Annotated in this window: 19 protein-coding genes; 2 read left to right on the top strand and 17 right to left on the bottom strand. The window is 50.5% G+C overall.

Features of this window, described 5'->3' with window-relative positions:
- Positions 1-231: 231 nt before the first annotated feature.
- The 8 genes from KJS57_RS25505 to ftsE all read right to left on the bottom strand — a co-directional run bounded on the left by KJS57_RS25505 (position 232) and on the right by ftsE (position 10,208).
- Positions 232-702 (bottom strand): hypothetical protein, encoded by a 471-nt coding sequence (locus KJS57_RS25505; protein WP_211022758.1) that lies wholly within the window; start codon positions 700-702, stop codon positions 232-234.
- 234 nt (positions 703-936) lie between these two features.
- A complete protein-coding gene (cdiI, locus tag KJS57_RS25500) occupies positions 937-1,302 on the bottom strand; it encodes a ribonuclease toxin immunity protein CdiI (protein ID WP_211022591.1) in 366 nt (121 codons plus the stop codon).
- Between the two features lie 12 nt (positions 1,303-1,314).
- Positions 1,315-3,675 carry a CdiA family toxin C-terminal domain-containing protein gene (locus KJS57_RS25495; RefSeq protein WP_213656786.1) on the bottom strand — a complete coding sequence of 787 codons (2,361 nt, stop codon included), beginning with the start codon at positions 3,673-3,675 and terminating at the stop codon, positions 1,315-1,317.
- A gap of 631 nt (positions 3,676-4,306) precedes the next feature.
- On the bottom strand, positions 4,307-5,638 hold the full coding sequence (locus KJS57_RS25490) for a PDZ domain-containing protein (protein WP_213656785.1): 1,332 nt from the start codon (positions 5,636-5,638) through the stop codon (positions 4,307-4,309).
- Positions 5,639-5,723: 85 nt separating this feature from the next.
- Positions 5,724-7,190: a S41 family peptidase gene (locus tag KJS57_RS25485; protein ID WP_213656784.1), complete on the bottom strand. Its 1,467-nt coding sequence runs from the start codon at positions 7,188-7,190 to the stop codon at positions 5,724-5,726.
- 136 nt (positions 7,191-7,326) lie between these two features.
- Positions 7,327-8,544 carry a murein hydrolase activator EnvC family protein gene (locus KJS57_RS25480; protein ID WP_211022597.1) on the bottom strand — a complete coding sequence of 406 codons (1,218 nt, stop codon included), beginning with the start codon at positions 8,542-8,544 and terminating at the stop codon, positions 7,327-7,329.
- Positions 8,545-8,617: 73 nt separating this feature from the next.
- Positions 8,618-9,532: a permease-like cell division protein FtsX gene (gene ftsX / locus KJS57_RS25475; protein WP_211022598.1), complete on the bottom strand. Its 915-nt coding sequence runs from the start codon at positions 9,530-9,532 to the stop codon at positions 8,618-8,620.
- Entirely contained in the window at positions 9,522-10,208 is a 687-nt protein-coding gene (gene ftsE, locus KJS57_RS25470; protein WP_211022599.1) for a cell division ATP-binding protein FtsE, read from the bottom strand. The genes ftsX and ftsE overlap by 11 nt, the downstream gene beginning before the upstream one ends.
- Before the next feature lie 212 nt (positions 10,209-10,420).
- Between ftsE and KJS57_RS25465 the strand changes: the two genes are divergently transcribed.
- Positions 10,421-11,917: a VanW family protein gene (locus KJS57_RS25465; RefSeq protein WP_213656783.1), complete on the top strand. Its 1,497-nt coding sequence runs from the start codon at positions 10,421-10,423 to the stop codon at positions 11,915-11,917.
- Positions 11,918-12,137: 220 nt separating this feature from the next.
- On the opposite strand, the gene KJS57_RS25460 is transcribed toward KJS57_RS25465, so the two are convergent.
- Positions 12,138-12,803 (bottom strand): putative endonuclease domain-containing protein, encoded by a 666-nt coding sequence (locus KJS57_RS25460; RefSeq protein WP_213656782.1) that lies wholly within the window; start codon positions 12,801-12,803, stop codon positions 12,138-12,140.
- 325 nt (positions 12,804-13,128) lie between these two features.
- On the opposite strand from KJS57_RS25460, the gene KJS57_RS25455 reads away from it, so the two are divergent.
- Positions 13,129-14,430: a CynX/NimT family MFS transporter gene (locus KJS57_RS25455; protein WP_213656781.1), complete on the top strand. Its 1,302-nt coding sequence runs from the start codon at positions 13,129-13,131 to the stop codon at positions 14,428-14,430.
- 144 nt (positions 14,431-14,574) lie between these two features.
- Here KJS57_RS25455 and KJS57_RS25450 read toward each other — a convergent pair whose 3' ends face one another.
- The 8 genes from KJS57_RS25450 to argD form a co-directional block, all read right to left on the bottom strand.
- Positions 14,575-15,270, bottom strand: a complete 696-nt coding sequence (locus tag KJS57_RS25450) for a polymer-forming cytoskeletal protein (RefSeq protein ID WP_213656780.1) — start codon at positions 15,268-15,270, stop codon at positions 14,575-14,577.
- A 33-nt stretch (positions 15,271-15,303) separates the two neighbouring features.
- Positions 15,304-16,029, bottom strand: a complete 726-nt coding sequence (locus KJS57_RS25445; RefSeq protein WP_211022604.1) for a bactofilin family protein — start codon at positions 16,027-16,029, stop codon at positions 15,304-15,306.
- Positions 16,030-16,671, bottom strand: coding sequence for a YhbD family protein (locus KJS57_RS25440; protein WP_211022605.1), 642 nt, complete (start codon positions 16,669-16,671; stop codon positions 16,030-16,032).
- A gap of 164 nt (positions 16,672-16,835) precedes the next feature.
- A complete protein-coding gene (locus tag KJS57_RS25435) occupies positions 16,836-18,833 on the bottom strand; it encodes a methyl-accepting chemotaxis protein (RefSeq protein WP_211022606.1) in 1,998 nt (665 codons plus the stop codon).
- 275 nt (positions 18,834-19,108) lie between these two features.
- On the bottom strand, positions 19,109-20,524 hold the full coding sequence (gene argH / locus KJS57_RS25430) for an argininosuccinate lyase (RefSeq protein WP_211022607.1): 1,416 nt from the start codon (positions 20,522-20,524) through the stop codon (positions 19,109-19,111).
- A 126-nt stretch (positions 20,525-20,650) separates the two neighbouring features.
- Entirely contained in the window at positions 20,651-21,886 is a 1,236-nt protein-coding gene (locus tag KJS57_RS25425) for an argininosuccinate synthase (protein ID WP_211022608.1), read from the bottom strand.
- A 23-nt stretch (positions 21,887-21,909) separates the two neighbouring features.
- Positions 21,910-22,878: an ornithine carbamoyltransferase gene (gene argF, locus KJS57_RS25420; RefSeq protein WP_211022609.1), complete on the bottom strand. Its 969-nt coding sequence runs from the start codon at positions 22,876-22,878 to the stop codon at positions 21,910-21,912.
- Entirely contained in the window at positions 22,875-24,134 is a 1,260-nt protein-coding gene (gene argD / locus KJS57_RS25415; RefSeq protein WP_213656779.1) for an acetylornithine transaminase, read from the bottom strand. The genes argF and argD overlap by 4 nt, the downstream gene beginning before the upstream one ends.
- Positions 24,135-24,460 lie beyond the last annotated feature (326 nt).

Here is a 24,460-nt window from a genome sequence, read left to right as displayed (position 1 = left end):
CAGTTTGTTCTCCTTAATGAAAGCTCGTAATTGCTCTTTTGTCCAAAGTCCCATGTGTTCCCCCAACCTTTCTATTACTTTCCATTTTAGTAGAATTGGGAGTTTACACAAATTATTTTACAGACTCACTTCACCAATAGTTCTAAAAACGAGACGATAATTGTTTAGCGTTTGGTCTGTTGGTTGTATTGTACGATTTTGTTGCTAAGGTTATAAATGGCTTTATACAAGCTATTTTATAGATTTATTTTCTATACTCTCAACTTCTAACATTTTTTGTTTAATCCACTTCATAACCATATCTGCCTCATCTAGAGCAATCACTCCCCTCTCGCTTTTATATTTATAAGTTTCGTAAGCCCAAAGTAATATAATTTTCACAAATTCAACTGTCTCTAATTTACAAATCGGTTCAATTTCATCTTCTTCCTCATCATAAAATGGATCTTCAATTATTGTATAGTCTTTATAAGATATAACACTGGATGCATTTCCTCCATGTCTATATTCGGGTATATTTCCCTTTAATAAATCTACATAATTCTCAATATCCTTTTTCAAATCTTTGAATCTCCAAGATATATCAGATCCTAAGGGATCACTTATCATATTGGCGAACTCTAGTGTTTTTTCCTTGTCGAAATCCAATACAACCATATTAAATTCATCCATATACTTCAATTTATATTTATATTTTATGATCATTAAAGTACCCTCCAATTCATCAGAGTTGATTCTTATGAATTTGAACTTGAAAAGCTCAATGATAACAATGTTAATTTGTTAAAAACCATCGTCTTCTATTTGTTTAGGCAAAAAGAAAAACCACATTGAGTTGTTACACCCGCATGTGGAAGTAGTTCAATTCGATTTACATCGGTTATATGTGTTATTGGTTGAATGATGAGTTCATTCGGAGAGGGTAGCCCTCGCTTATTAAAGTAATTTAGTTTTAATTTGGTTTAAAAGCAGTTCAACTTTAGATTGTTCCATAGGATATGAAACAAGGTACTGATGTGTTAAATTATCAAGAAAATCAATGAAGTCTGTATTTGATACTATTTCATATTTAATTCCATCAACTGCTGGCGGTTCAACTTCAAACTTCACGCCCGTATCTCCAAAATACCCCTCTTCCCATGATTCATATTCAGGTGGAAATGCACAACAGATAAACTCTGAAATACCATAACCTACCTTATTCGAAAAATCTTCAAGGGCATCTATAAATTTATCTTCATCAAGATAGAGGAAATATAGTTCCATTGCCGTTAATTCATCAAAATTCTTATCTATTTTCATAGCTAATCTCCTTTAATCGAGTTTTGGATAGAAGTTTGTAATGACACCATTTTCATCCATATACCCTTCGAATTTCAATCCATTCGGGGCAATACCAGTTATTCTTCTTCCGACAATACTACCAGCATCAATTCCTTGTTGCATAGCAGCTTTACCCCATTCGATTATTGTTACCTCAGAAATTTTGGATGGGTCATACACAGTTTTGGGATTTTTGAAGTACTTATACTCTCCAGTCAAGTTGCCCTTATTATCAAGTTTAGGTATCTTGTAATTAATTTGAATAATTCCATCAATCGTGGGGTGGGGTGTTACCTTGTTAATAAAATCCACATCATCTAACTTCAAAACGTTTCTAAAATATTTGTAGAACTCATCCATATTGTGACCGCCTGTAATACCTTTGGATGGATCTCGATCAAATTTCTTAACGTTTACTAAATGGTCATCATAATCTGATTTGAAGATTAGATTGCCCGTCCCCTCAACCCTTCCCTTCCCTTCTCGTTCTTTCAAATAATTTTCAATAAAATTCTGCTGGACTTGGTTCGGGTTCTTAGAGTAGGAGATTGTGCCATCCGCTTCCCAGGCAGGAACCTTCACTCTAATCCCTTCGGGTGTCACGAATTCATATCTCCTAAATTGCTCCGTTATTTTAGGCAGGGACTCCAAGAGCTCTTTGGAGGACTTGGAGGCAAGCTTCGCACCTTTCGCACCTGCTGTGGCGGCCGCCTTCACTAGCATGACTGCTGAAGCCGCTTTAGCTAAAGCTCGGCCGTAGCTGACGCTTTCTTCATAGGAAGCTTTGCCGCTTAATACTTTGCCCGAGAGATTCTTAATATCTTTAAAAGGAACGATAAACTCCTTTGCAAGTTCTTCACCAAGCATCGATTTAATGGAATCATAGGTAATGTTGCCATTCTCAATGTCTTTAGCCAAATCATAATAGTGCGGGAGGGTTTTTGTCCAGAATTCTATGTTATTTGGATTATTGGCCCAGCTCCCTTTCAAAACATCCCCAAAATCCTCCTTCAGTTGACTGACGATACCATCTCCGACGCCCACCATTGTTATCGCCGTGATCGTTCCTCCGTTATTTATAACCAGATCAGGGTTGTTCCGTATGCCCAGGCCTTTTTCCGCCAGAGCCAATTCAAGCAACTCTTTCGTTACTTTACCGTCCACTTCGAATTCGTATTTCCCCGATTTGGATTGTGACCTCCAAACCGCAGCTACTGAACTGATCGTATTAGCAATATGCTGGTATCCCGCAACCGCTATTAGTAGTTCCTCGTTATATTTTCCCGTGACCTCTCCTTGGTAAATATTCAAATCCTTCAAAACCTGCTGCATCTTCCGGATATCCTCTTCAGGTACCAGGCGGTTATATTCCTCCAGCTGTTCCTCCAGTTTCCGCTGCTGTTCAGCAGCTTGATGCACGGCTGCCTCAATCCGGCTATAGCTATTCCTCGCCCAATTCCGGTAAACCTCGTTATATAGTCCGACGGCAATCACCATACGGAGTTCACTCTCTGAGGGCATAGTCGAAAAATCATGTTTTAGCGGGTTATAATCACAAGCCGTGAGAGGGGAACCTTTGTAAAAAGCCGCGAGGCTCACTCCCGTCTTGTACCATTTTTCCGATATGCCCAAATCCGCCAGAATGCTTCTCTGTTTGTCCGCCAGCTTATGTACGTAACCCGTATACATTTCATTGCCATAAATCTCGTAAACTTGATATGCTGCCTGTTGGCGGGCTAGCTCTTCAAAAGCCTTCGCAATCTCATCCAGCTTCTCTCTCGCCCATGCCTGATCCTCTACAGTTCCCGTTTCCATCATCAGCAGAAGTGCGGCAATTCTCGCATCTTCTTTTACCGGGGCGACTCGGCTCTCCAAACTCATCTCCCGGAATTCCAGCAACACACCCTTGGCGATCTGCACAAGAGAGAGCTTCGACTTGGAAGAAGGATCTCCGGAGTCGCCAATATTCTGCAACGCCCTATCCTTGAATCCTTTCAGCAAGGCCTGAGCCGCACCCTTCAAGGTAAAATAAGCTGGCTTGCTTGCCTTAGCTAAACCGACGGCCTTCTTCTCAATTTGCAGATATTCATTGGCTGCATAGTTTAACACCTTAACTTTATCCCTCATCCGTTCATCCAGCGCTTCTGCAAACTTCATGATCTCATGAAGCTGCTCGCTAACTTCCCTAGCCGCAGCACGCACATAGGACTCCGAGTAGGCGGATTCCACACTGCTGAGCAGTCGCGTCAATTCATTCGATAAGCCAGTAAGCGAGTGCTCTATCGTTTGTCTCAAATGCTCCAGGTTACGGGACAAGTTCTCCACTTTGCCGGGTTCTACCCTCTGCTGCAATGCTTCATCTCCCCTGTATAATAATTTTTTCCAATTTAGAATGTCTATTGGGATTTTATTAAATTAATCTATTTTGCGCAATATCCAATATATCAAAATATTTCCACCTGCGATCCAATATCCCACACTCTATATGAAAGCGCAGATAACAAAAAACAGGCCAACTACGGTGAGGTATCACCATAATCGACCTGTTTAGATTATTTCACAGCGGACTATTTGGGCTCTATATCTTCAACTTTAAGCCTTAATCGACTGTCTCACTAAGTTCGTTACGCGTATAGGAAGCTAGGCTACAGAAGCTTGCTCATGTTCGTTGCACGACGCAGAGTTCCAGCTAACGAACCGTACAGCGCTTATTTGCAGGAAAACGGGCTTGTACTGGATCTAAGGAACCCTAGCGGCGTTATTGAGTAAATTTGAGCAAAAAAAGTGTCTGTTTGCACGAAATAAGATTACTGGGGTTCGTTAGAATCTCAAACTTCGAGTTTTGGCCCAAATAAGGTTTGCTGAGTTCGTTACGTGTAAAGGCCAGGCGAATGCGCCGCCCACGCGTAGCAGGGCACAGCGAGGCGCACAGGTGCGCAGCAAGCACAGTGGGGCGCACCCGTGCGCCCAGCCCGACGCCGCCCTAATGCGCGGCGTCGCTGCTCACGCCCGCCTCGCCGGAGGCGGCGGGCGTGCCCGCGTCCGCGCCGCGACGCACATCGTGCGCGCCGCGGCGCGGCTTGAGCAGCTGCAGCAGCGATAACGGCTGCAGCTTCACTGCCGCCGGCGCCGACTCGTCCGGCGCCAGAATGGCGCCGAGCTGGTGATGCTCGCCGGCGTAGATAGCGCGCTGGAGGAACTTGCTCTCGCCTGCGAGATTACGAACCTCCAGCTTGCAAAATGCCGACTGGATGCGCAGCGCGGCATGCAGTTCCTCTTTCGTGGGAACCGGCACGCCGTTCACACGGACAATGGACTCGCCGGGCAGGATACCCAGCTCCTCCGCCGGACTGCCCGGCAGCACAGCCAGCACCTTCACTCCGCCCTGCGGATGCACGAACAGCGGACTACGCTGCTGCTCCTCGAACCGGCTGAACCAGACCAGTCCCTCGTGCAGAAGGACAGCCGCCAACGCGGCCAACAGCATCAAAGGAGACCACCAGCCGGCAAGCAGCGCCAACGCAATAACGACGATGCCGTATCCGAGCAAACGGCCGGATGTGATCTTAGCCTTCGCCTTCGGCAGCATGCCGGTCGTCATTTCCGAGAAGCCGATGACGATCGGGAGCGCCATGAGTCCAAAACCGCCTTGCCAGGCGTCTCCCCCGAACAGCGGCGTCCATGGCAGCACCCCGCCCGTCGTATCCGCCGGAATTAACAACAGCAGCGGTACAGGCCATAGGCTCTGCATTTGATAACCGCCCACCAGCTTGCCCCGTTTGCCTTCGAAGAAGAGCGGCCCCGCGAAGGAAGCCCCCTGCCACCGGACAAGCAGTCCTTCCGCCAAATGAAGCAGTCCAACAAGACACAATAAAGCCGGTATATTTAATTCCCTCACTGCACTTACGCACTCGGCCAACCAGCCGCTGCCGGTGAACGCAGGAAACAAATTCAATCCGAACTGGATCACGCCCAGAAGTCCGACGGAATAGGCCAGACACAAATAACGGACCCGAATCAACAACAGCAGGACGGTCACGATCCAGATGCATAAAATACCTTCAACCGTCAGCGTCATCCCTATAAACGCTGATACCAGCGAAATTCCCACCCCTGCCAGCAATCCGCCTAAAACGGTGCGCCAGGTTTGGGCCAGCCAGCCGTGCAGCCTGACATGGAACAATTTACGTTCAAGCAGCACTTGTCTACGATACAGCAGCATAATCAAAATAATCGAAATATAATAAAACGGCTGCAGAAACAACTGCCCTACCGCTTCCGCCACATTCCACAATCCTTCAAGCAAGAGATCCAATTCCGGCTCACGCTCCTATCCCCTCAGTTGGTTGCCTTCATCCCCCAGCCAGCACAGAAAAAAAGAAGGCTAAAAATCAGCCTTCTTATTTATTCGACACCGGGGAGGTAATTTCCTTCCGGATGACCTCAATAGCCCGGTTCATTTGGTTATCGTGCTTCGGATCCCGGATTTGCTCAATGAGGGCCGCCTCGAGCGCTTCCGCCGTTTTTTCGTCAAGAACGCCTGTAGCCTGCAGCTTCTTGTCCGTCTGGAATTTCTTCAACGCGGTTTCCGTAGCTTTGCTGAAATACCCGTCCGTGCGTCCCGGATCATAGCCAAGCCCTTGCAGCATCGTCTGCGCACTCTTGATATCTTCACCCAGCATGTCGTATTTGTAAGTTTTCTCTTTATTGATCGGCGCTACCGAAAAATAACCCGGCTGAGACACCGCGACATCCGGCTCAATCCCCTTCTTGTGAATCCATTCGCCGTTCGGGGTCAGCCATTTGGCAATCGTTACTTTCAGCAGGCTGCCGTCTCCCATCTCCCGGCTGAAGCTCGTTTGTACGGTACCCTTACCATAGGTAGCTTCACCGATCAGCTTGGCGTCCGCCGATTCCTGCAGTGCGCCGGCCAAAATTTCGGAGGCGCTGGCGCTTCCCTTATTCGTAATCACGGCAATCGGATAGGTTTTACCGACTCCCTTGGATACGGTCTTTTCTCTTTGCTTGTTCTTATCTTCCACCTGAACGATCGACTTGCCTTTCGGTACGAAATGCTCCGCCATCTCGATAACGATCTGGAGCACGCCTCCCGGATTGTTCCGCACGTCGATGACCAGACCTTTCATTCCTTGCTTCTCCAGGTTAGCCAACTCTTGCTTAAAGCGTTCCGCGGTATTCATCGAGAACTCGGTAATTTCGATGACGCCGACCTTACCCTCTTCCATCCGGGCATATACCGTTTCCAATGCGATATCATCACGAACAATCGTATATTCCAAAGTATTCGTGGATCCTGCCCGTTTCACCTTGATTTTGGCTTTGGTCCCTTTCGGGCCGCGGATTTTGGCCACCGCCTCATTCAGGCTGAGTCCCTCAAAGGACTCCCCGTTCACCGACAGTAAAATATCCTTCGGCTTAATCCCGGCTCTTTCGGCTGGCGATCCCTTGATAGGAGAAACGACGACCACGTTACCGTTCTCCATCGACACCTCCGCGCCGATCCCGGTAAACGAGCCTTCGATCTGCTCGGAAAATTGCTGCGCCGTTTCAGGTCCCATGTAAGAGGAGAAAGGATCTCCAAGCGCGTTCATCATCCCGTCAATGGCACCGTCAACCAACTTCTGCTGATCGACGCCTTCCACGTAATTATTTTTGACCAATTGCATGGCGGTCTCGATTTTCTTGATACCTTCTTTGGAGCCCGTCCCAACATTATCGGCAAAAATTCCGCTGCGCAGCGGTCCCGAACCCGCAAAGCTCCACTGTCCGGTCAATGTCAGAGTAAGCAAACAGCTGGCCACCATGGCCACAACTACGAGTAAAGCGACTGTACGTTTTTTATACATTTAATGAATTCACCGCCTATGTTTGTCTCCTAAGTATATGTCCTGCATGTAAAGAATATTAATCCATTTCATGAATGAAAAACGGATAACCCGTCTTCGCGGACGGCTATCCGTTTCCATCGACATTCCTATTTTATTATAAATATGGCATCGGGTCCACAGGATTACCGTCGATCCGAACTTCGAAGTGGCAATGCGGCCCCGTCGAGTTGCCGGTGCTACCGACCTCGGCGATCTTTTCACCCTTCTTCACTTTCTGCCCTTTTTCCACCTTGATGCCGCCGTTGCGGATGTGACCGTACAAAGTCCAGACATTATCCCCGTGATCGATGATTACGGTGTTACCGTAACCGCTCCACCACTCGGCAACGATGACAACGCCGCCTTCGGCCGCGTGAATATCCGTGCCTTGCGGAGCCGCCAGGTCGACGCCGGTATGCGTCTTCTTCTTGCCCGTAATCGGATGAATCCGTGAACCGTAACCGGAGGACAAACGGGCACCCGTAACCGGAAGGCCCATCGAACCGCCGCTTCCTTTAAAACCACCAGAGGAAGAAGTCTTGCGTTTATACGTATATACTTGAGCTGCTTTCAGCTTGTTCTTCTCTTTTTCCAATGCAGCCCGCTTGGTCGCAAGCTCTATGAGCAGATTCTCCTGCTCTTCGCTAATATCGTCGGATTCTTCAATCTCCGCATAGTATTTTGCGATAAGCTGCTGCTTCTCGACTTCTTTCTCTTCCAAAATGCTCTTGCGCGATTCCGCATCCGCATACAATGTCTTCACTTTGGCGTAATCAGCTTCCAGTTGCTTCTGCTGCTCATCCAGCAGCGTTTTGTCCTGCTTGTGTTCCTCTAACAGAACATGGTCCTGGTTTGCGATCGCTTGTAAAGAATCGGCACGCTCCAGGAAATCGGTAAAGCTGGTAGATGACAGCAGCACGTCCAAATAGGACACGGCCCCGTCGGTGTACATCAAACGAACTCTCGAATCCAGAAGATCCGAACGCTCAGAAATCCGTGCTTTGGTTTCTTCCAATTTAACTGCGGTATCCCGGAGGCTCTGCTCCGTATTTTCGATATCGACCGAAATTTTGGCCAATTCATTGCTGACGGAATCGATTTGCGCCATAACTTCTTTCAAATAATTGGTGTTCTTGTTCACATAATGCTGAGCCGTTTGCTTCTGGTCCGCGGCTTTTTCCTGCTGCTTCTTGGCCTGTTTGGCTTGTTCTTGGAGCTGCTTCAGCTCCTTATCGATCTGACTGATCGTTTTTGACTTCGCAAATCCTTCGGTAGGCTGAAAAATAGCAGCGGCTAAAGCGACAACGGCAACAATGGATATCCATCTTTTCAACTTCGCTTCCCCATCCTTCTTCTAAATAGGTAGCCAACATGCTGGCTTTTGACATTTCTACACGACATTGACACTAGACTTTCAGGAATTTACGGATGGACATGGTGCTGCCCCAAATCCCGATCAGCAGGCCGAGACCTACTAGAAGAACTGCCAATTGAAGGCCGATCTCACCTACCGGAATCAGATGGAAGGCGAGCGTAATATCCGCTTTAACGGAATCGACCAGTTGATTGTATCCCAGAAATAATGCTCCAACGGTAATGGCCGATCCAATGAATCCGATCAAGGCTCCTTCCACGAAGAAAGGCCACCTTATAAACATGTTCGTTGCGCCCACCAGCTTCATAATGCCGATCTCGCGGCGACGGGCCAAAATCGTAACGCGGATCGTATTCGAGATCAGGAACATGGCCATCAGGCCGAGACCTGCCACGAAGGCGAATCCGATATTCCGGACCGCTCTTGTAATCTTGAACAACTTCTCGGTCGTACCTTGACCGTAGTTGACTTTATAAATCGGCTTGTCCTGGTATTTTTCGTTGAGAGCAGTGATCTTGCTTGCCACGTAAGGAACCGTGGTCGGTTCAACGACCTCCACCTTCAGCGTATCGGGAATCGGATTCGTCGTTTCGTCGTACCCTTCCAGCAAGTCCTTGCCTTCTTCCCCCAGCTTTTCTCTGAAATCCTTCAATCCTTCAGCCTTAGGGATCAAGGTTACCCGGCTGACTTCCTCCATGGACCCGATGTCGCTGCGAATCTTCTCGAGCATCGTTTCATCCACGTTGGATGACAGATAAGTACTGATCTGTACTTGACTATCGGCATCATCCGCAAAAGAGTTTACATTAAGCACGAGTAAAATAAACACGCCCAATATAAATAAGGAAACTATGATCGACGTAATGGACGCCACCGACATCCAGCCGTTGCGGAGCACGTTTTTGACGCCTTCCCTAAGGTGCCGGAGGAGGGTACTAAAACTCATAACCGTAATCCCCTCTCAGCTGGTCTCTAACGATGTTGCCGTGCTCTATAGCAATAACGCGTTTGCGCATGGTGTTTACGATATCCCGGTTGTGGGTTGCCATTACGATGGTAGTACCCCGAAAATTGATCTCATCCAGCAGCTGCATAATTCCCCATGATGTCTCGGGGTCCAGGTTCCCTGTAGGCTCGTCCGCGATAATGACCGACGGATTGTTGACGATCGCCCGGGCGATTGCGACCCGCTGCTGCTCCCCGCCCGATAGCTGGGAAGGATCGCGGTTGGCTTTATTTTTCAGCCCGACCAGTTCCAGCACTTCAAGCGTGCGTTTCTTAATTACTTTCTTAGGCGCTTCGATAACCTCTAGCGCAAAAGCGACATTTTCATAGGCGGTAAGCTTGGGAAGCAGCCGAAAATCCTGAAAAATAACGCCGATATTTCTGCGCACATAAGGAATCTTCCGGGGCTTCAGCTTGCCGATATTAAAACCGTTGACGGAAATTTGGCCCTTGGTGGGCACCTCCTCACGGTAGATAAGCTTCATAAAAGTCGATTTACCCGCTCCTGACGGGCCGACGAGATAAACAAATTCATTGCGGTCGATTTTGACCGAGACGCCCTTGAGTGCATGCGTTCCATTCGGGTACGTCTTCCAGATATCCTGCATTTCTATCAATTCATCACGTCCTAAACCTTGATTCCAATGACTGGGTTGTCTGCAATTTTACTTTCGACATGTTCTCTTTAAATCCTTTAAAAGATGAGGTATTTCATCAGTCCGATACTTATTGTAACAAATATGTTACCTCTTGAGTACCCGAAAGTTTCCAGAATTTCATCATATATATGGTTGTACATAATATTTTTCCAATTGATAAGGAGCAGGGTATGCGAAAAAAAGAGTATCGATTGTCAGTAGCTCATTTTCTCGTCATAGGGGTTCTGACTGTGTTGCTTACCGCTTCCTTCATCTATGGAGGGCTGCTGCTCTATACTTCCGGGAATACGGTTCCTTCCGGTACCGTCGTGGGAGGGCTGGAGGTCGGAGGGCTGGCGGCGGAAGAGGCGCTGGACAAACTGGATGACATGATCGCGGAACTTAGGAAGCGAAACATCAGATTCTCCTTTAGGAATGCAGAAAATAAAGATACCGAACTAACCCTGACCTGGGAGGAAGCCGGAGCTGCGTGGGATGCGCCGGATTTCCGAAGTGAAGTTTTGTCGCTTTCTGCGGGGAATGTGTGGGAGAGAGCTAAGGCTCGTAAAAATTTTGCAAAAACCTGGAGGCTGCACGCCTCCTTTCATCCCTCAATGTTGAAAAAGACCCTTACCCCCAAATGGGAAAAGGATCATTTCGGCAGCCCCGTCAATGCCGTCCGGTTGATCGCAGCGGATGACAGCATCCGCTATTTACCCGGCAAATCGGCTCAGCGAATCGATTGGGAATCGCTCGTTATGCTGATACAGGCGGCGATTCCGGGGCCGTCTTCAGGCCGCTCCGGTGATGAGGCCAATAAGGGGAGTGGCGGCGGGCATCTAGGCGCTGCCCAGGTCGAGATTCCGCTGGCGCCGGTGCAGCCTGCCGTAACGGTCGAGAGCCTGAAGCGTGAAGGCATCCGCCGCAAAATCGCCGAGTTTTCGACCGGGTTGCAAACCAGCGGAGAAGGAAGGCTGCATAACGTTGAAGCCGCTGCACGCAGCATCGACGGGATGGTGCTGCCGCCTGGCGGTATTTTCGACTACGCCAAAGTGGTCGAAGCGGCCGAGCAGAGCTACGGCTTCCGCGAAGCGCCGGTCATCTTCGGCGGCAAGCTCGTCCCCGGCGTCGGCGGCGGCATTTGCCAGGTGTCAAGCACTCTATATAATGCAGCCATCCGAGCCGGTCTCGACATCGTCGAGCGCCGCAACCACTCCCTGCCTGTCAGCTATGTCCCGCTGGGGCAGGATGCCACCTTCGCTCAGGGCTACATCAACTTCCGCTTCCAAAATACAAGCGGACAGCATCTGCTCATTACCGCTCAGGTGAAGGAAGAGCAATTAATAGTCAAGCTGTTCGGCGATATGCCGGACAGTGTGACCTACGATATTGAGTCCCGGACGACCGACATCCTCGCCGTTCCCGACAAATACGTCGCTAACCCGGGGCTTTCCGCCGGAAGCCGGGAGGTCGTGCTGCAAGGCAAGCCCGGCTACATCGTGGAGACGTATCGGATCAAGTACATTGACGGCAAAGCCACGGCCAAAACCCGGCTCTCGCGTGACACCTACCCGGCTCAGCCGAACGTCATCGCCGTGCCGGGCGGCGCAGACGGCAAAGCACCGGCGCAACAGGATACCCCCCGAGTGCTGGAAGACGGAGTGAACGGGCCCAAGTTTTCTAGATGATTGTTTCAAAATAGAGGACTTTTGGGGCGCTATTTGTACTAGTTTCGTTCCTCCCTCAAAAATAGAGGACTTTTGGGGTCTTATTCTGCTGTTTTTGCTCAGAATGGGCCTTTATCCGCCAATAAAACTAAAATAAGACCTCATTTGTCCCCTATTTTTATATTATCTGCCCCAACCCTCGAAATAAGGCCCTAAAAAGGCCTTATTTCCATTATCAATATTACAACTGATAATCCTTGCCCTCTAAATCAAGACAATAAGAACGCACCCGCTCTTGCCCGCTGGCGGGTCGAATCCAACCTTTTTCACTCATTCTCCACAGCAACCTGCGGGCTTTCTTATTTTGAAATCCCATATAGTTGCATATTTCTGTGGGGGTAAGCGGCCGTCCTTCACGCATAAACAGACGAACAACCTCTTTTTCGATCCAATCAGCGTCCAAAACATGTTTCTCCTCCCCCAGCCATCTTCCAATAAATTGCTGTAGCTTTAACTGGCAGTAACGGGGGCTCTCTTTAACATCGTCATACGTAAAGCGTAGTACCTTCCATCCGTCCGTAACCAGATCGTTTTGTCTCCGGCAGTGGTCTGAGAATTGGTGGCGGCTAATATTTCTCCAATGCGGACCAAAACCGTCAATTTCGATTGCCAACCGCATACCTGTCCGAATATAAGCAAAGTCCAAATACCTGTAACCATCCTTAAAATCACTCACCTCATACTCCGGATGCAAATGCTGAAACTGTCCAAAAGCAGGCCACCAAACCAGCTCCAAGAACAACTTTTCCGCATGCCCATGCTCTTCCTTCAATCTTCGGAGACGTTCCCCCTGCCTAGCAGTCAAATGCCGGTTCACAAAAAGGGTGTGAGCTTCTGAAAATCCCATACCGATTCCTCCTATTCAAAATAAAAAACGCCTTTTCGCTTATAGGCCCAAAGGGGCCACGGCAAAAAGACGTGTGCTTCACGACTATTAAGTACTGCAATAACACTATCCAAATTGTACCACAAACGACATACCCAACAAACCCTGTCCGCTGCTCTTGCCTGCAAAAGTTTTCATATGATAAGGTAGAGCCACCTGACTAAACGTGTAGCCTAATAGCGAAACATACTGTGTGCCCCTGGATAGAGAGTGGAAAGTAGACAGTAATAGTTGAACATACAGCTTAGCCATGGAAAACGCAGACTAGAGAGGATTCATAATCATCATGAAGCAAAATACTGAAATACGGACTACTTCTGAAAATACAGTGGCCGGCGGAGCGGCGGCGACGCTGTTAATCATTGCCGTAATGCTGACCGCGGCGACGCTGCGGTCTCCGCTCACCGGCGTCGGGCCGCTGATCGGCGAGATCCAGAGTTCAACCGGCTTGTCCCATACGCTCGCCGGCATGCTGACGACTTTGCCGCTCATCGCCTTCGCGGTGTTCGCGCTCGCCGCACCAAAATTATCATCCCGCTTTGGTATAGAGCGGACGCTGCTATACTGCATGATCCTGATGACAGGAGGAATCCTGCTCCGCTCCATGCCCGCCGTTCCGGCCCTCTTCGGCGGAACCGCCCTGGTCGGCAGCGCGATTGCTGTCGGCAACGTGCTAGTTCCCAGCCTGATCAAGCGGGACTTCCCGCTGCGGCTCGGATTGATGACGAGCCTGTACACGTCATCCATGAATATGTGGTCCGCCATCGCTTCGGGAATCAGCATGCCGATCTCCCGCACCGGTCTCGGATGGCGCGGGGCCTTGGCCTGCTGGCTCGTTCTGTCGGCAGCCACCGCCTTAATCTGGCTGCCGTTGGCCCGGCGCCATAGCGCCAGCCGCAGCAATACCCGGACTGCAGCAGCTCTTGCATCCGGCGGCGCGGTCAAGGTTTCCGGCCTGGACACCGCCACAACCGCCCCGGAAGGCAACACAACCTCGCAGCGCTCCGCCTCCGTCTGGCGGTCTCCTATCGCCTGGCAGGTAACGATTTTTATGGGCTGCCAGTCCGTAATGTTTTACGTCGGCATTTCCTGGTTGCCGGAAATTCTCCATGAACGGGGATTGAGCATGGATCAGGCAGGCTGGATGCTCTCCCTGATGCAGCTTGCCAGCATGGGCGGCTCATTCCTTATGCCATTAATAGCCGCACGCGCCCAGTCCCAAAAAGGGCTAGCCGCCGTTTCCTCCGCGTTGTTCCTGCTCGGGTACGGCGGTGTCTGGCTCGGCTCGCCGGATCTGGCGCTATTGTTTATTCTGCTGATCGGTCTTGGCTGCGGCACGACCTTCAGCTTGGTCATTATGTTCTTCGCCTTGCGTTCGCGAACGGCCGATCAGGCTGCCAAATTGTCCGGGATGGCGCAATCCGTCGGTTATCTGCTGGCCGCAGTCGGACCGACCTTGTTCGGCTTCATTCACGACCGTAGCGGCGGTTGGGCAATGCCGCTGGCTACCATCACCGGTGTGTCCTTGATCACCATCATCATGGGCTACACAGCCGGACGTAAGGGACATATCGGACCCGAACAATAAGCTTATCTTCTCGCAGCGCAAAGCCCTGCCCGATAAACTATGAATTCTATTTCCCGAATCCGGGAGTAGAACCTGAGTTTATTTTCGGAGCAGGGCTCTTTTTTTGGTGTCTATTCCTTTTCTTTTCCTATTCCAAAGAACAGCCTATTCTACCGTTCGCTTCACGCTCTGTCCCACTTCCGACTGTTCATCCTGACGCAAAGCCTCGCTGTACTCCACAAGACGTATGCGGCATCCCGGCCCGATCTCGACGTCTCCTCCACGCACGACATCCGCCGTAACATTCCTCAACCGAATGACGTCTCCCTCGATGATGCTTGCCTCCAGTTCCTTCTTTGACCCGTGCCATAACCAAGGCATCCATTTACCGGGTTCGTATGGCTTAACTTCAATATGGGTTCCGACAATTTCACGGGTTCTGCTGCTGCCGAGCATGCGAATTTCAACTTGTTCCGCATTCAGCATCCCTTCGGCTTGAACGACTCCCTTAATAAGAAACTGTTCAGCCCGGATTTCGCCATTCGCTGCGCATTCTCCAAATAATTGAACTTTTCCGCCCGTAATATGCCCGTTCACCTTAAGCTCGCCCGTTAAATGCATATTGCCAACGTTCAGGTTGCCCTCAACCCCCAAATTACCTGTAATCTTCAATAAATCGGCACTTAGACTTCCATCCACTGCTGAATTCCCCGTACATTTAAAAGACTGGCAGTCGACGTCTCCGTTAAATTCCGCATCCCCGGTCACGCGAACCTCGTCAAAGAAGCCGCCGTTAGAGGAGCTTTCGCCGACAAGCCGCAAATTATGGCGGGTCATGTTCGGATTATTTTGTTGATTCATTTTTCTTCACCTCCTAAAAAATAGCCTCCACCGCTACACTTGTATTGAGTTTCCCACCGTGGCTTTTGGATCGACCGCATAATGATCTTTATATTCAACACGCCCGATTTCACACCCGGGTCCGATCCGGACCGAGTTGCCACGGACAACTTCCGCCTTGGTTTCCTCCAGATCAATGTCGTCTCCTTCAATCACATCCGCTGTCAAACGCACCGCTAGGGAAGGTGAGAACAAGGCCAGAAGATTCCGTGTGCTCAATTTTTTGCGAACCTGAATCCGTTCCCCTCCAATCTCTTTAGCCCGGCAGACAGCAGCCATGAATATATCCAAATTACCCGCATTCAGCATCCCGCCGACCTGGAAGCCGCCATGGACTTTAAACGTTTCAAATTCCGCATTTCCCCCCAGCTTCAGTCCTCCGTCAGTCTCCAGGGTTTCCCCGAACGCGCTGCCGCCTACGGTCAGCATCCCGTGAATATCCACATGCTCAGCCCGTAGATCCCCTTCTATCTTCATCCCCCCGTCTACCCGGAGCTGTTCTCCGGCGAGAGATCCTTCCACGTTAAATTTACCGTTCGCCCGCAGCTGCTCCCCTTGAAGAGAGCCTTTCACTTTAAGCGTTCCGTTCGAGGTAAGCGTCGTACATACGGTGTCTCCGTTCAACGTGGCGATTCCGTCCGTACCGATCTTTCCGTAGGTGCCCCCCGCAGCCTGCCCCATTCCGTTGATTCGCAAATTCTTTATTTTCTGATCTTCCACTTATGCGTCGCCCCCGCCTATTAATAATTTCAATTCTTCCGTACACTGCGCCATCGCCAGTCTCGTTACCGTTCGAACCTCACTGTCCATAAAAATATCCACGTCTCCCGGTACCAGCAAGAAGGCGCCAACCCCCATCTTTCTGGTTAATCTTACGCCGACTTCCCTTCCTGTTTGCTCGGGAAAATAGGACTCCAGTGTCCGAACCAACAAACGCCCTTCTTCCAGCGAAATATCTCCGCTGCGTAACAGCTTGTCGAGCACGTAGATGATCAAAATTTGCTCAAAGCTGAATTGGGGCTGCTCCGTAATCCCTATTGTTTCAATATATAAATTCAACGAGGTAGATGAAACAATGTTTCGCTCCAAAATCTCACCCACGCTCAAGCTCAACTCTCCCGTATTTGGAGAAAATACATCCGCCAAAGCGTCCAGCGACAAATCATCCTTCATGTTGAGAATACGATCAATTCGCTGCAACATTTTATCCCGCGGAAAAAAAGTCTCTTGTCCCGTAAAGGAAGACTTGCGGATAAACCATTGTTCCGGAATCAGATTTTTTCGTTTCCATCGATATAGCTGCCCATAGGAAATGCCCGTCATATCCAGCAGTTCCTTTTTGGAGATTAAATCCTCATTCATTGGCCCTGCTCCTTTCTTACCGGAATAATGTAACATAACATTGTTACGTTGTAAATAATCACAACATCATGAAGTCTTTCTGGAAAATAAAAAATCGTGCCGACCCCGTATCCAGAAAAGATACGCGACCGGCACGACCGAACTATTATTTCTATGAACCAACCTTATACTTTGAAACGATCAATCTGACCATGCATTTCTGTGGCCATCCGGGCCAATGCTTCCGAAGCCGAGGAGATTTCCTCCATTGAAGCCAGCTGTTCTTGTGTTGCTGCGGTTACGCTCTGGAAAGAATCCAGGCTCTTTGAGGAGGTTTGGGCAATTTGGGTAACCGACTCGGCGATTTCATCGGCACTGGCCGACATCTGCTCGGTAATCGCTGAAACCTCGTGAATTTGCTCGGAAATCCGCCGTGTGGAGCCTTCAATTTGCCGGAATGCGTTCTGGGCTTCACTCGTGACGGAAATACCGCGCTCAACACTCTCAGTGACATCCCGATTCATAACTTCATAGACCTTTTCCGTCAGCTCGGACATCTGTCCGATGCTCAGCTGAATTCTTTCCGCCGTTGTCCGGGACTGTTCCGCAAGTTTCCGAACTTCTCCGGCAACGACCGAGAAGCCGCGGCCCTCTTCTCCCGCTCTGGCAGCCTCGATCGCCGCATTCAGCGCAAGAAGATTAGTCTGTACCGCAATGTCCGAAATCGCGCTGCTCATTCCCGCCACCTGAGCGCTGAGTTCGTTCATTTGATGCATCAGTTCCGCAGATTCCCGGGTTGACCGGTGAATCTCTTCCATCTGTTGGCTAACATGGAGAACCTTCTCGCTTCCGAACCTTACATCCTGTTCAGTCTGAAGCGAGGACTCCACAATCGTGCCTGAAGCTTCCGCGATTTTGCGAATGCCCATGGACATCTCTTCCATGGTCTTAGCGCTTTCCGCCGAAACGGACGCCTGAATCTCCGCGCCGGCTGCGGTTTCCTGCACCAGACCGACCACATGCTCAACCGCTCGGGCATTCTGCTCGGTTCCGGCCGTCAGTTCTTCACTTGATGCGGCAAGCTGGCTGGAAACTTCAGAAATGCCTTGAACCATTCGCCGGATCGAGCCTACCATCTCATTGTAGTTTCCAGCCAGTTCACCGATCTCATCACGCCGGGTGATGATCACTTCCTCATTCAGGAATCCCTCGCCTACGCGTTTCGCGGATTGGTTCAACCGCTCAATCGGGCGTGTGATGCTGCGGATCGAGAAGAACAGCAGTACGCCGGCGACTACCAAGGAGATACCTAATACGATCAGGGCTGACCAAAAAATAGGCGCCAACGCTCTACTAAATTCATTCGTTTCCAGTACGCCGACAATCTTAAAACCGGTTAAGTCGTTTGTCGTAAAATAAGCTGTCTGGGCATTTCCGGTATCCGGATTATTGTAATCCAAAAATCCCGATTCCTCGCCCTGAATTTTGACCAGATGGTCTCCAACCGCCTCCGCACCTACAGGTTGCATCGGATGGGAAGTGAAGTGGTTGGTCCGGTCCAGCAAATAAATGTATCCGCTGGATCCAAGTTTGACCTTTTTGACCATTTCATTGACGTTGGCCAGATCCAGAGATACCGTTATCGCTCCCTGACCGTCTGGCAGCGCCCGGCTGATGAACAGGTTGTAGTTCCCCGTTGTCGCCGATTTGAACGGATCTAAAATAATGGTCTGATCCGGCTTGGCTAAAGCTGCCTTGTACCAGTCTCTTTCTCTGGGATCGTAATCCTGCTTACCTGGATCCGGAGCCTTCATCCAAGCTCCATTCTGATTGCCTACCGTAATAATCTCCAATTCGGGGTGCTTCTCCATAAACAGTTCGAGGAGCGTCCGCAATTCCGCAGATTTTGCGTCAATCTTCTGGGAATCCATTTCCATCACTAATTGCTCAATGTTCCGAACTTCCGCCTCTACAATATGATTCAGTGAATCATTCAACAAATTGACGCTCGACCGGGTGCTCTCTTTCATCTTGTCACGCAACTGCCCTTTGGCACTATCCAGATTCGAGTATGCGATAACTAAGTTAGGGATAATCAGCAGGACAGCAAAGAGGAATAACATGCGGTTGCGCAGCGTCCGGACTTCCAGTAATCGCCCCACGCTGGCAAAAAAGGTTTTCATGGGTTTATCTCCTTTTCAATATGTATGTACATGAGGTGAGGGATCTAAGGTGAGGTGAACAAAAACAACATTTCGAAAATTGCGACTTCTAATCATTGCAAGGAATGATCTAACTTATATTTCGACAATTTACGACGAATTTTTAATATATTTTCTGAAATTGTATGAAAATGTTCAATATTTCCACTCATCTTCCGTAAATCCATGTAAAGAAAACAAAAAAACAGCCTTCGTCAAAATCGAAGGCTGTTCCAAACTTATTGGCGGTTCATCCACTATTTGCTCTTTTCCGTAAATTCCTTCACCCATTCGCCGGAAGTCTGAAGCTTGGCTTCCGCCCGGGCAATCGCCGCGGCCACTTGGCCGGAGGCCGTACCGCCGTATACGTTCCGTGCGTTTACCACCGTTTCCGGTTGAAGCACGTTATAAATGCTCTCGTCGAACAACGGTGAGAATTGTTTGAATTCATCCAGGGTGAGATCAAGCAGGAACTTGTCGTTCTGGATGCAGTACAGTACCGTCTTGCCGATCACTTCATGCGCCTGGCGGAAAGGCAGACCTTTGTTCGCCAGGAAGTCGGCGATATCCGTCGCATTTGAGAAATCCTTGTTTACCGCTTCGCGCATGCGCACGCTGTTGACCTTCATCGTCGCGATCATAGGTGCAAACAGCTGCAAAGCCCCCTGAAGGGTCTCCACCGTATCGAACATGCCTTCCTTGTCTTCCTGCATATCTTTGTTATACGCCAGCGGCAAGGATTTCAGCACGGTGAGCAGACCCATGAGATTGCCATAGACACGGCCGGTTTTGCCACGGACCAGTTCCGGGACGTCGGGGTTTTTCTTTTGCGGCATAATGCTGCTGCCTGTGCAGAAAGCATCATCCAACTCCACAAACCGGAATTCCGTGCTGCTCCACATCACGAGCTCCTCGCTGAGACGCGATAAATGCATCATCAGAATCGAAGCATCTGCCAAAAATTCAAGGATGAAGTCGCGGTCGCTCACCGCATCCAAGCTATTCTCGTATACCGCGTCAAAATGGAGCTGCTCCGCCACGAAGTGACGGTCGATCGGGAATGTGGTTCCCGCCAACGCGCCCGCGCCGAGCGGCAATACATTGATACGCTTGTAACTATCCTGCAAGCGCTCGATATCCCGCTGGAACATGGAGACGTAAGCCATCAAATGATGGGCGAACAAGATCGGCTGCGCCCGCTGCAGATGCGTGTAACCGGGAACGATCGTTTCCTGATTGGCTTTGGCCTGTCCGATCAACGCTTCCTGAAGATCATGAAGCAAGCCTACAAATTCCACAACCCGCTTGCGCAGGTACAGATGCATATCCGTCGCAACCTGATCGTTCCGGCTGCGTCCGGTATGAAGCTTGCCTCCGACGGGGCCGACTTCATCGATCAATTGCTTCTCAATATTCATATGGATGTCTTCATCCGAAACGGAGTATTCCAACTCGCCTCGTTTGATTTTGTTAAGCACGGTATGCAACCCGTCCTTGATTTTCTCGACATCCTCTTCCGGCAGAATGCCGCACTTGCCGAGCATCGTCACATGCGCTAGGCTTCCCTGCACATCTTCCTCCGCCAGCGCCTTATCAAATCCGATCGAAGCGGTATATTGCTCCACCAATCGGTTGGTCTGCTTCGTAAAGCGTCCACCCCACAGCTTGCTCACCTTGGTTCACTCCTTATCTGAATCAAACCACAGGCCGTTTCCCGGCGGCAGGGATACTTCCTCCGCGTAAGGAAACGGCCAGACGGTCCGTTAATCTTGTGAATGATTAATTGCGTTTAAGAAGACTTACTTACTGTTTTGCTCTACGCCAGAACCCACTTTCAGGCGCAACGCGTTCAGCCGGATAAATCCGGTAGCGTCTCCCTGGTCGTAAGCTTGCGTCGGATCAGCTTCCATGGTCGCGATATCCGGATTGTACAAACTTACCGGGCTCTTGACGCCGGCCGCGATAATATTACCTTTGTACAGCTTCACTCGCACCGTTCCCGTTACGTTCTTTTGGCTCTCGTTGACAAGGGCCTGCAAGGCGAGACGTTCCGGAGCGAACCAGAACCCGTTGTACACGAGCGTGCTGTAACGGGTGATCAGACTGTCGCGAAGGTTCATCACTTCGCGGTCCATCGTGAGCGACTCCATTTTGCGGTGAGCCGTAAACAGAATCGTACCGCCTGGCGTCTCATATACGCCGCGGCTCTTCATGCCGACGAAGCGGTTCTCGACCATGTCTACCCGTCCGATGCCGTGCTTGCCGCCAAGCTCGTTCAGCTTCTCCATAACACGAAGCGGATCAAGCTGCTCGCCGTTCAATGCGACGCAATTGCCTTGCTCAAAAGTCAGCTCCAGGTACTCCGGCTGATCCGGAGCATCTTCCGGCGATGCGCTAAGCAGGAACATCCCTTTGTTTTCCGGTGCAGAAGCATCGAACCAAGGGTCCTCCAACACGCCGCTTTCGTAACTGATATGCAGCAGGTTGCGGTCCATGGAGTAAGGCTTAGCCGCAGAAGCGGTAACCGGAATGCCGTTCTCTTCCGCGTAAGCGATCATTTCAGCGCGGCCCGGGAAACGGTCGCGGAATTCACTCAAACGCCAAGGGGCGATAACGGAGATTTCCGGCGCGATCGCAGCCGCCGCCAACTCAAAACGCACCTGGTCGTTGCCTTTACCCGTAGCGCCGTGGGCAATGGCCGTAGCGCCTTCGGCGCGGGCGATTTCCACCATGCGTTTCGCGATGAGCGGACGGGCAATACTTGTGCCGAGCAGGTATTGTCCTTCATACAGGGCTCCCGATTGGAACATCGGATAGATGAAGTCCTTGGCAAACTCCTCGCGCAGGTCGTCGATGTACACCTTGGAGGCGCCGGTAGCCAGCGCTTTTTCCTCCAGTCCGTCCAGTTCTTCCTTCTGGCCGATATCCGCCGTAAAGGCGATAATTTCAGCGTCATAGGTTTCTTTGAGCCATTTCAGAATAACCGACGTGTCCAGTCCGCCCGAGTACGCCAGTACGATTTTTTCTTTTGCCATAATAATCGAAGCCTCCTAAAAAATTATCCCATTAAAGCTGCCATCAGCGCTTTTTGCGCGTGCAGCCGGTTTTCCGCCTGATCAAAAATAACCGAATGCTTGCCGTCGATGACGCCTTCGCTGACTTCCTCACCGCGGTGTGCCGGCAGGCAGTGCATGAACAAATAGTCCGGTTTCGCGTGTGCGGCCAAGGCTTCATCGACTTGATAGGATGCAAATGCGATTTCGCGCGCCTTTTGCTCCTCTTCAAAGCCCATGCTCGCCCATACGTCCGAATAGATGACGTCGGCATCTTTCACCGCGTCCTTCGGATCGCGGACCACTTCGATGATCGCACCGGTAGACTTAGCGATTTCCTGGGCGCTCGCGACGACTTGCGGATCAGGCTCATAGCCTTCCGGACTCGCCACCGACACATGAACGCCAAGCTTGGCTCCGCCGATCATGAGCGAGTGCGCCATATTGTTGCCATCGCTGACATAGGCCAGCTTCAGGCCCTTCAGGACGCCTTTGTGCTCATAAATGGTTTGGTAATCGGCCAACACCTGGCACGGATGGGCCAGATCGCTCAAACCGTTGATTACGGGAATACTTGCGTATTTGGCCAGATCAACGACTTTATCATGACCGAACGTACGGATCATGATTCCGTCGAGGTAACGCGACATCACGCCAGCCGTATCGGCGATCGTCTCGCCGCGGCCGAGCTGGATATCGTTCTTGCTCAGGAACAGCGCGTGTCCGCCAAGCTGGAACATTCCGACTTCGAAGGACACGCGGGTCCGGGTCGACGATTTTTCAAAAATAAGTCCGATGGTCTTGCCCTTCAGAGGCTGGTAAACCTCTCCGTTCTTCTGCTTGGCCTTGATCTCGATCGCCAAGTCGATCAAATACTGTATCTCTTCCGTTGTATAATCGTCCAGTTCAAGCAGGTCGCGTCCCTTGAGGCCGATGCTTATGCTTGTGTCTTTAGTTGATTCGGTTAGACTCATTGATTATTATCCTCCTTCGCGGTATGGGCCGCAATCAGAGCCGCAAGCGTATCGACCGCCTGATCGACCTCTTCATGGGTCACCTTCAAATTCGGAAGCAGCCGAATTACGTTCGGACCTGCTGTTACGAACAGCAATTTGTTCTTCTGTCCAGCTGTCACGATATCGCCTACCGGCTCCGCGCATTCAATGCCGATAATCAGCCCGAGTCCGCGAATTTCTTTCACGAACGGGTTATCAGCTAGCGACTCCCGCAGTCGATCACTCAGGTATTTGCCCATCTCGGCCGCCCGTTTCGGAATCTCTTCTTCCTTCATCGTCTCGATCGTCGCCACCACGGCGGAAGCGGAAACCGGGTTGCCGCCAAAGGTCGACGCATGTGTCCCCGGCGTGAAGGCTTCGCGAAGGTATTCCTTGGCGAGCATGGCTCCTGCCGGCAGACCGCTGGCAATTCCTTTAGCCGCCGTGAAAATATCCGGCTCGATCCCGTACTGCTCATGAGCGAACCAGGTTCCCGTCCGGGCCATGCCTGTCTGCACCTCGTCGATGATCAGCAGCAAACCTTCCTGCTTGCACAGTTCAGCCAATTGTTGCACAAATCCGCGATCCACAGGATGCACGCCGCCTTCGGCTTGAACCATCTCCAGCATCACGGCCGCCGTATTCGGTCCGATCGCTGACTTCAAAGCGTCCATGTCGTGAAGCGGCACGGTCTTGAAGCCTGCAGGGAGCGGAAGGAAGCCGTCCTTCACTTTTTGCTGGCCTGTCGCGGTGAGCGTCGCCAGCGTGCGTCCGTGAAACGACTGTTCGAACGTGATCACTTCGTACCGGTCAGTCCCTTTCACCTTCTGGTGATAGCGGCGGGCCAGCTTGATAGCGGCCTCATTCGCCTCCGCCCCGCTGTTGCAGAAAAACACCGCGTCGGCGCAGCTGATCTCGGTTAGCATACGAGCCGCTTTTTCCTGCTGCGGAATTTGGAACAGGTTGGAGACATGCCAGAGCTCATCGAGCTGAGCCTTAACCTTCTCTCTAACCTTTTCCGGTGCATGCCCCAAACTAGTCACGGCCAATCCGCTCATAAAGTCGAGATAGCGGTTGCCTTGATCGTCCCAGACCCAGCTACCGTGGCCTTTTACCAGGCTGAGCGGATAGCGTGAATATGTAGGAAACAACGCGCTTGCCCCTCCGCGTTCCCCCGTCCCCTCTTGAACTGTGCCGGCCGCCGTCTTGTTCTCCTGAAGATCGCTTTGTGCCATCCTTTTCACTCCTATCGATTCAAATTTAATCTAATTATGAATTGGATCGTTTTGTTTCTTCTGTCGGGTAAGCACCACTCGCTGGATTGGATTGAGTTGGATTGGATTAGGTTGGAGTCAAGTCCAGTTCCATTTCCAAGTCCCATCTCATTGGATATTTCCAATAGATTTAACGAATTCTCGCCATACCTAGCACCCCTATTGGATATTCGGCTAGGCCCCTTAAATCCGGAGTCTTACCCACCAAAAATGGCTCGTTCGCATAATAGCTCACTATTTCAAACAATTACATCGCTTTATGAAATTCAGACGTATCCTCCTGCGTT

The organism is Paenibacillus vini, from assembly GCF_018403325.1.
Classification (GTDB): Bacteria; Bacillota; Bacilli; order Paenibacillales; family Paenibacillaceae; genus Fontibacillus; species Fontibacillus vini.
The sequence above is the reverse complement of the archived record's forward strand: the minus strand, read 5'-3'. Positions and strand labels throughout refer to the sequence as shown.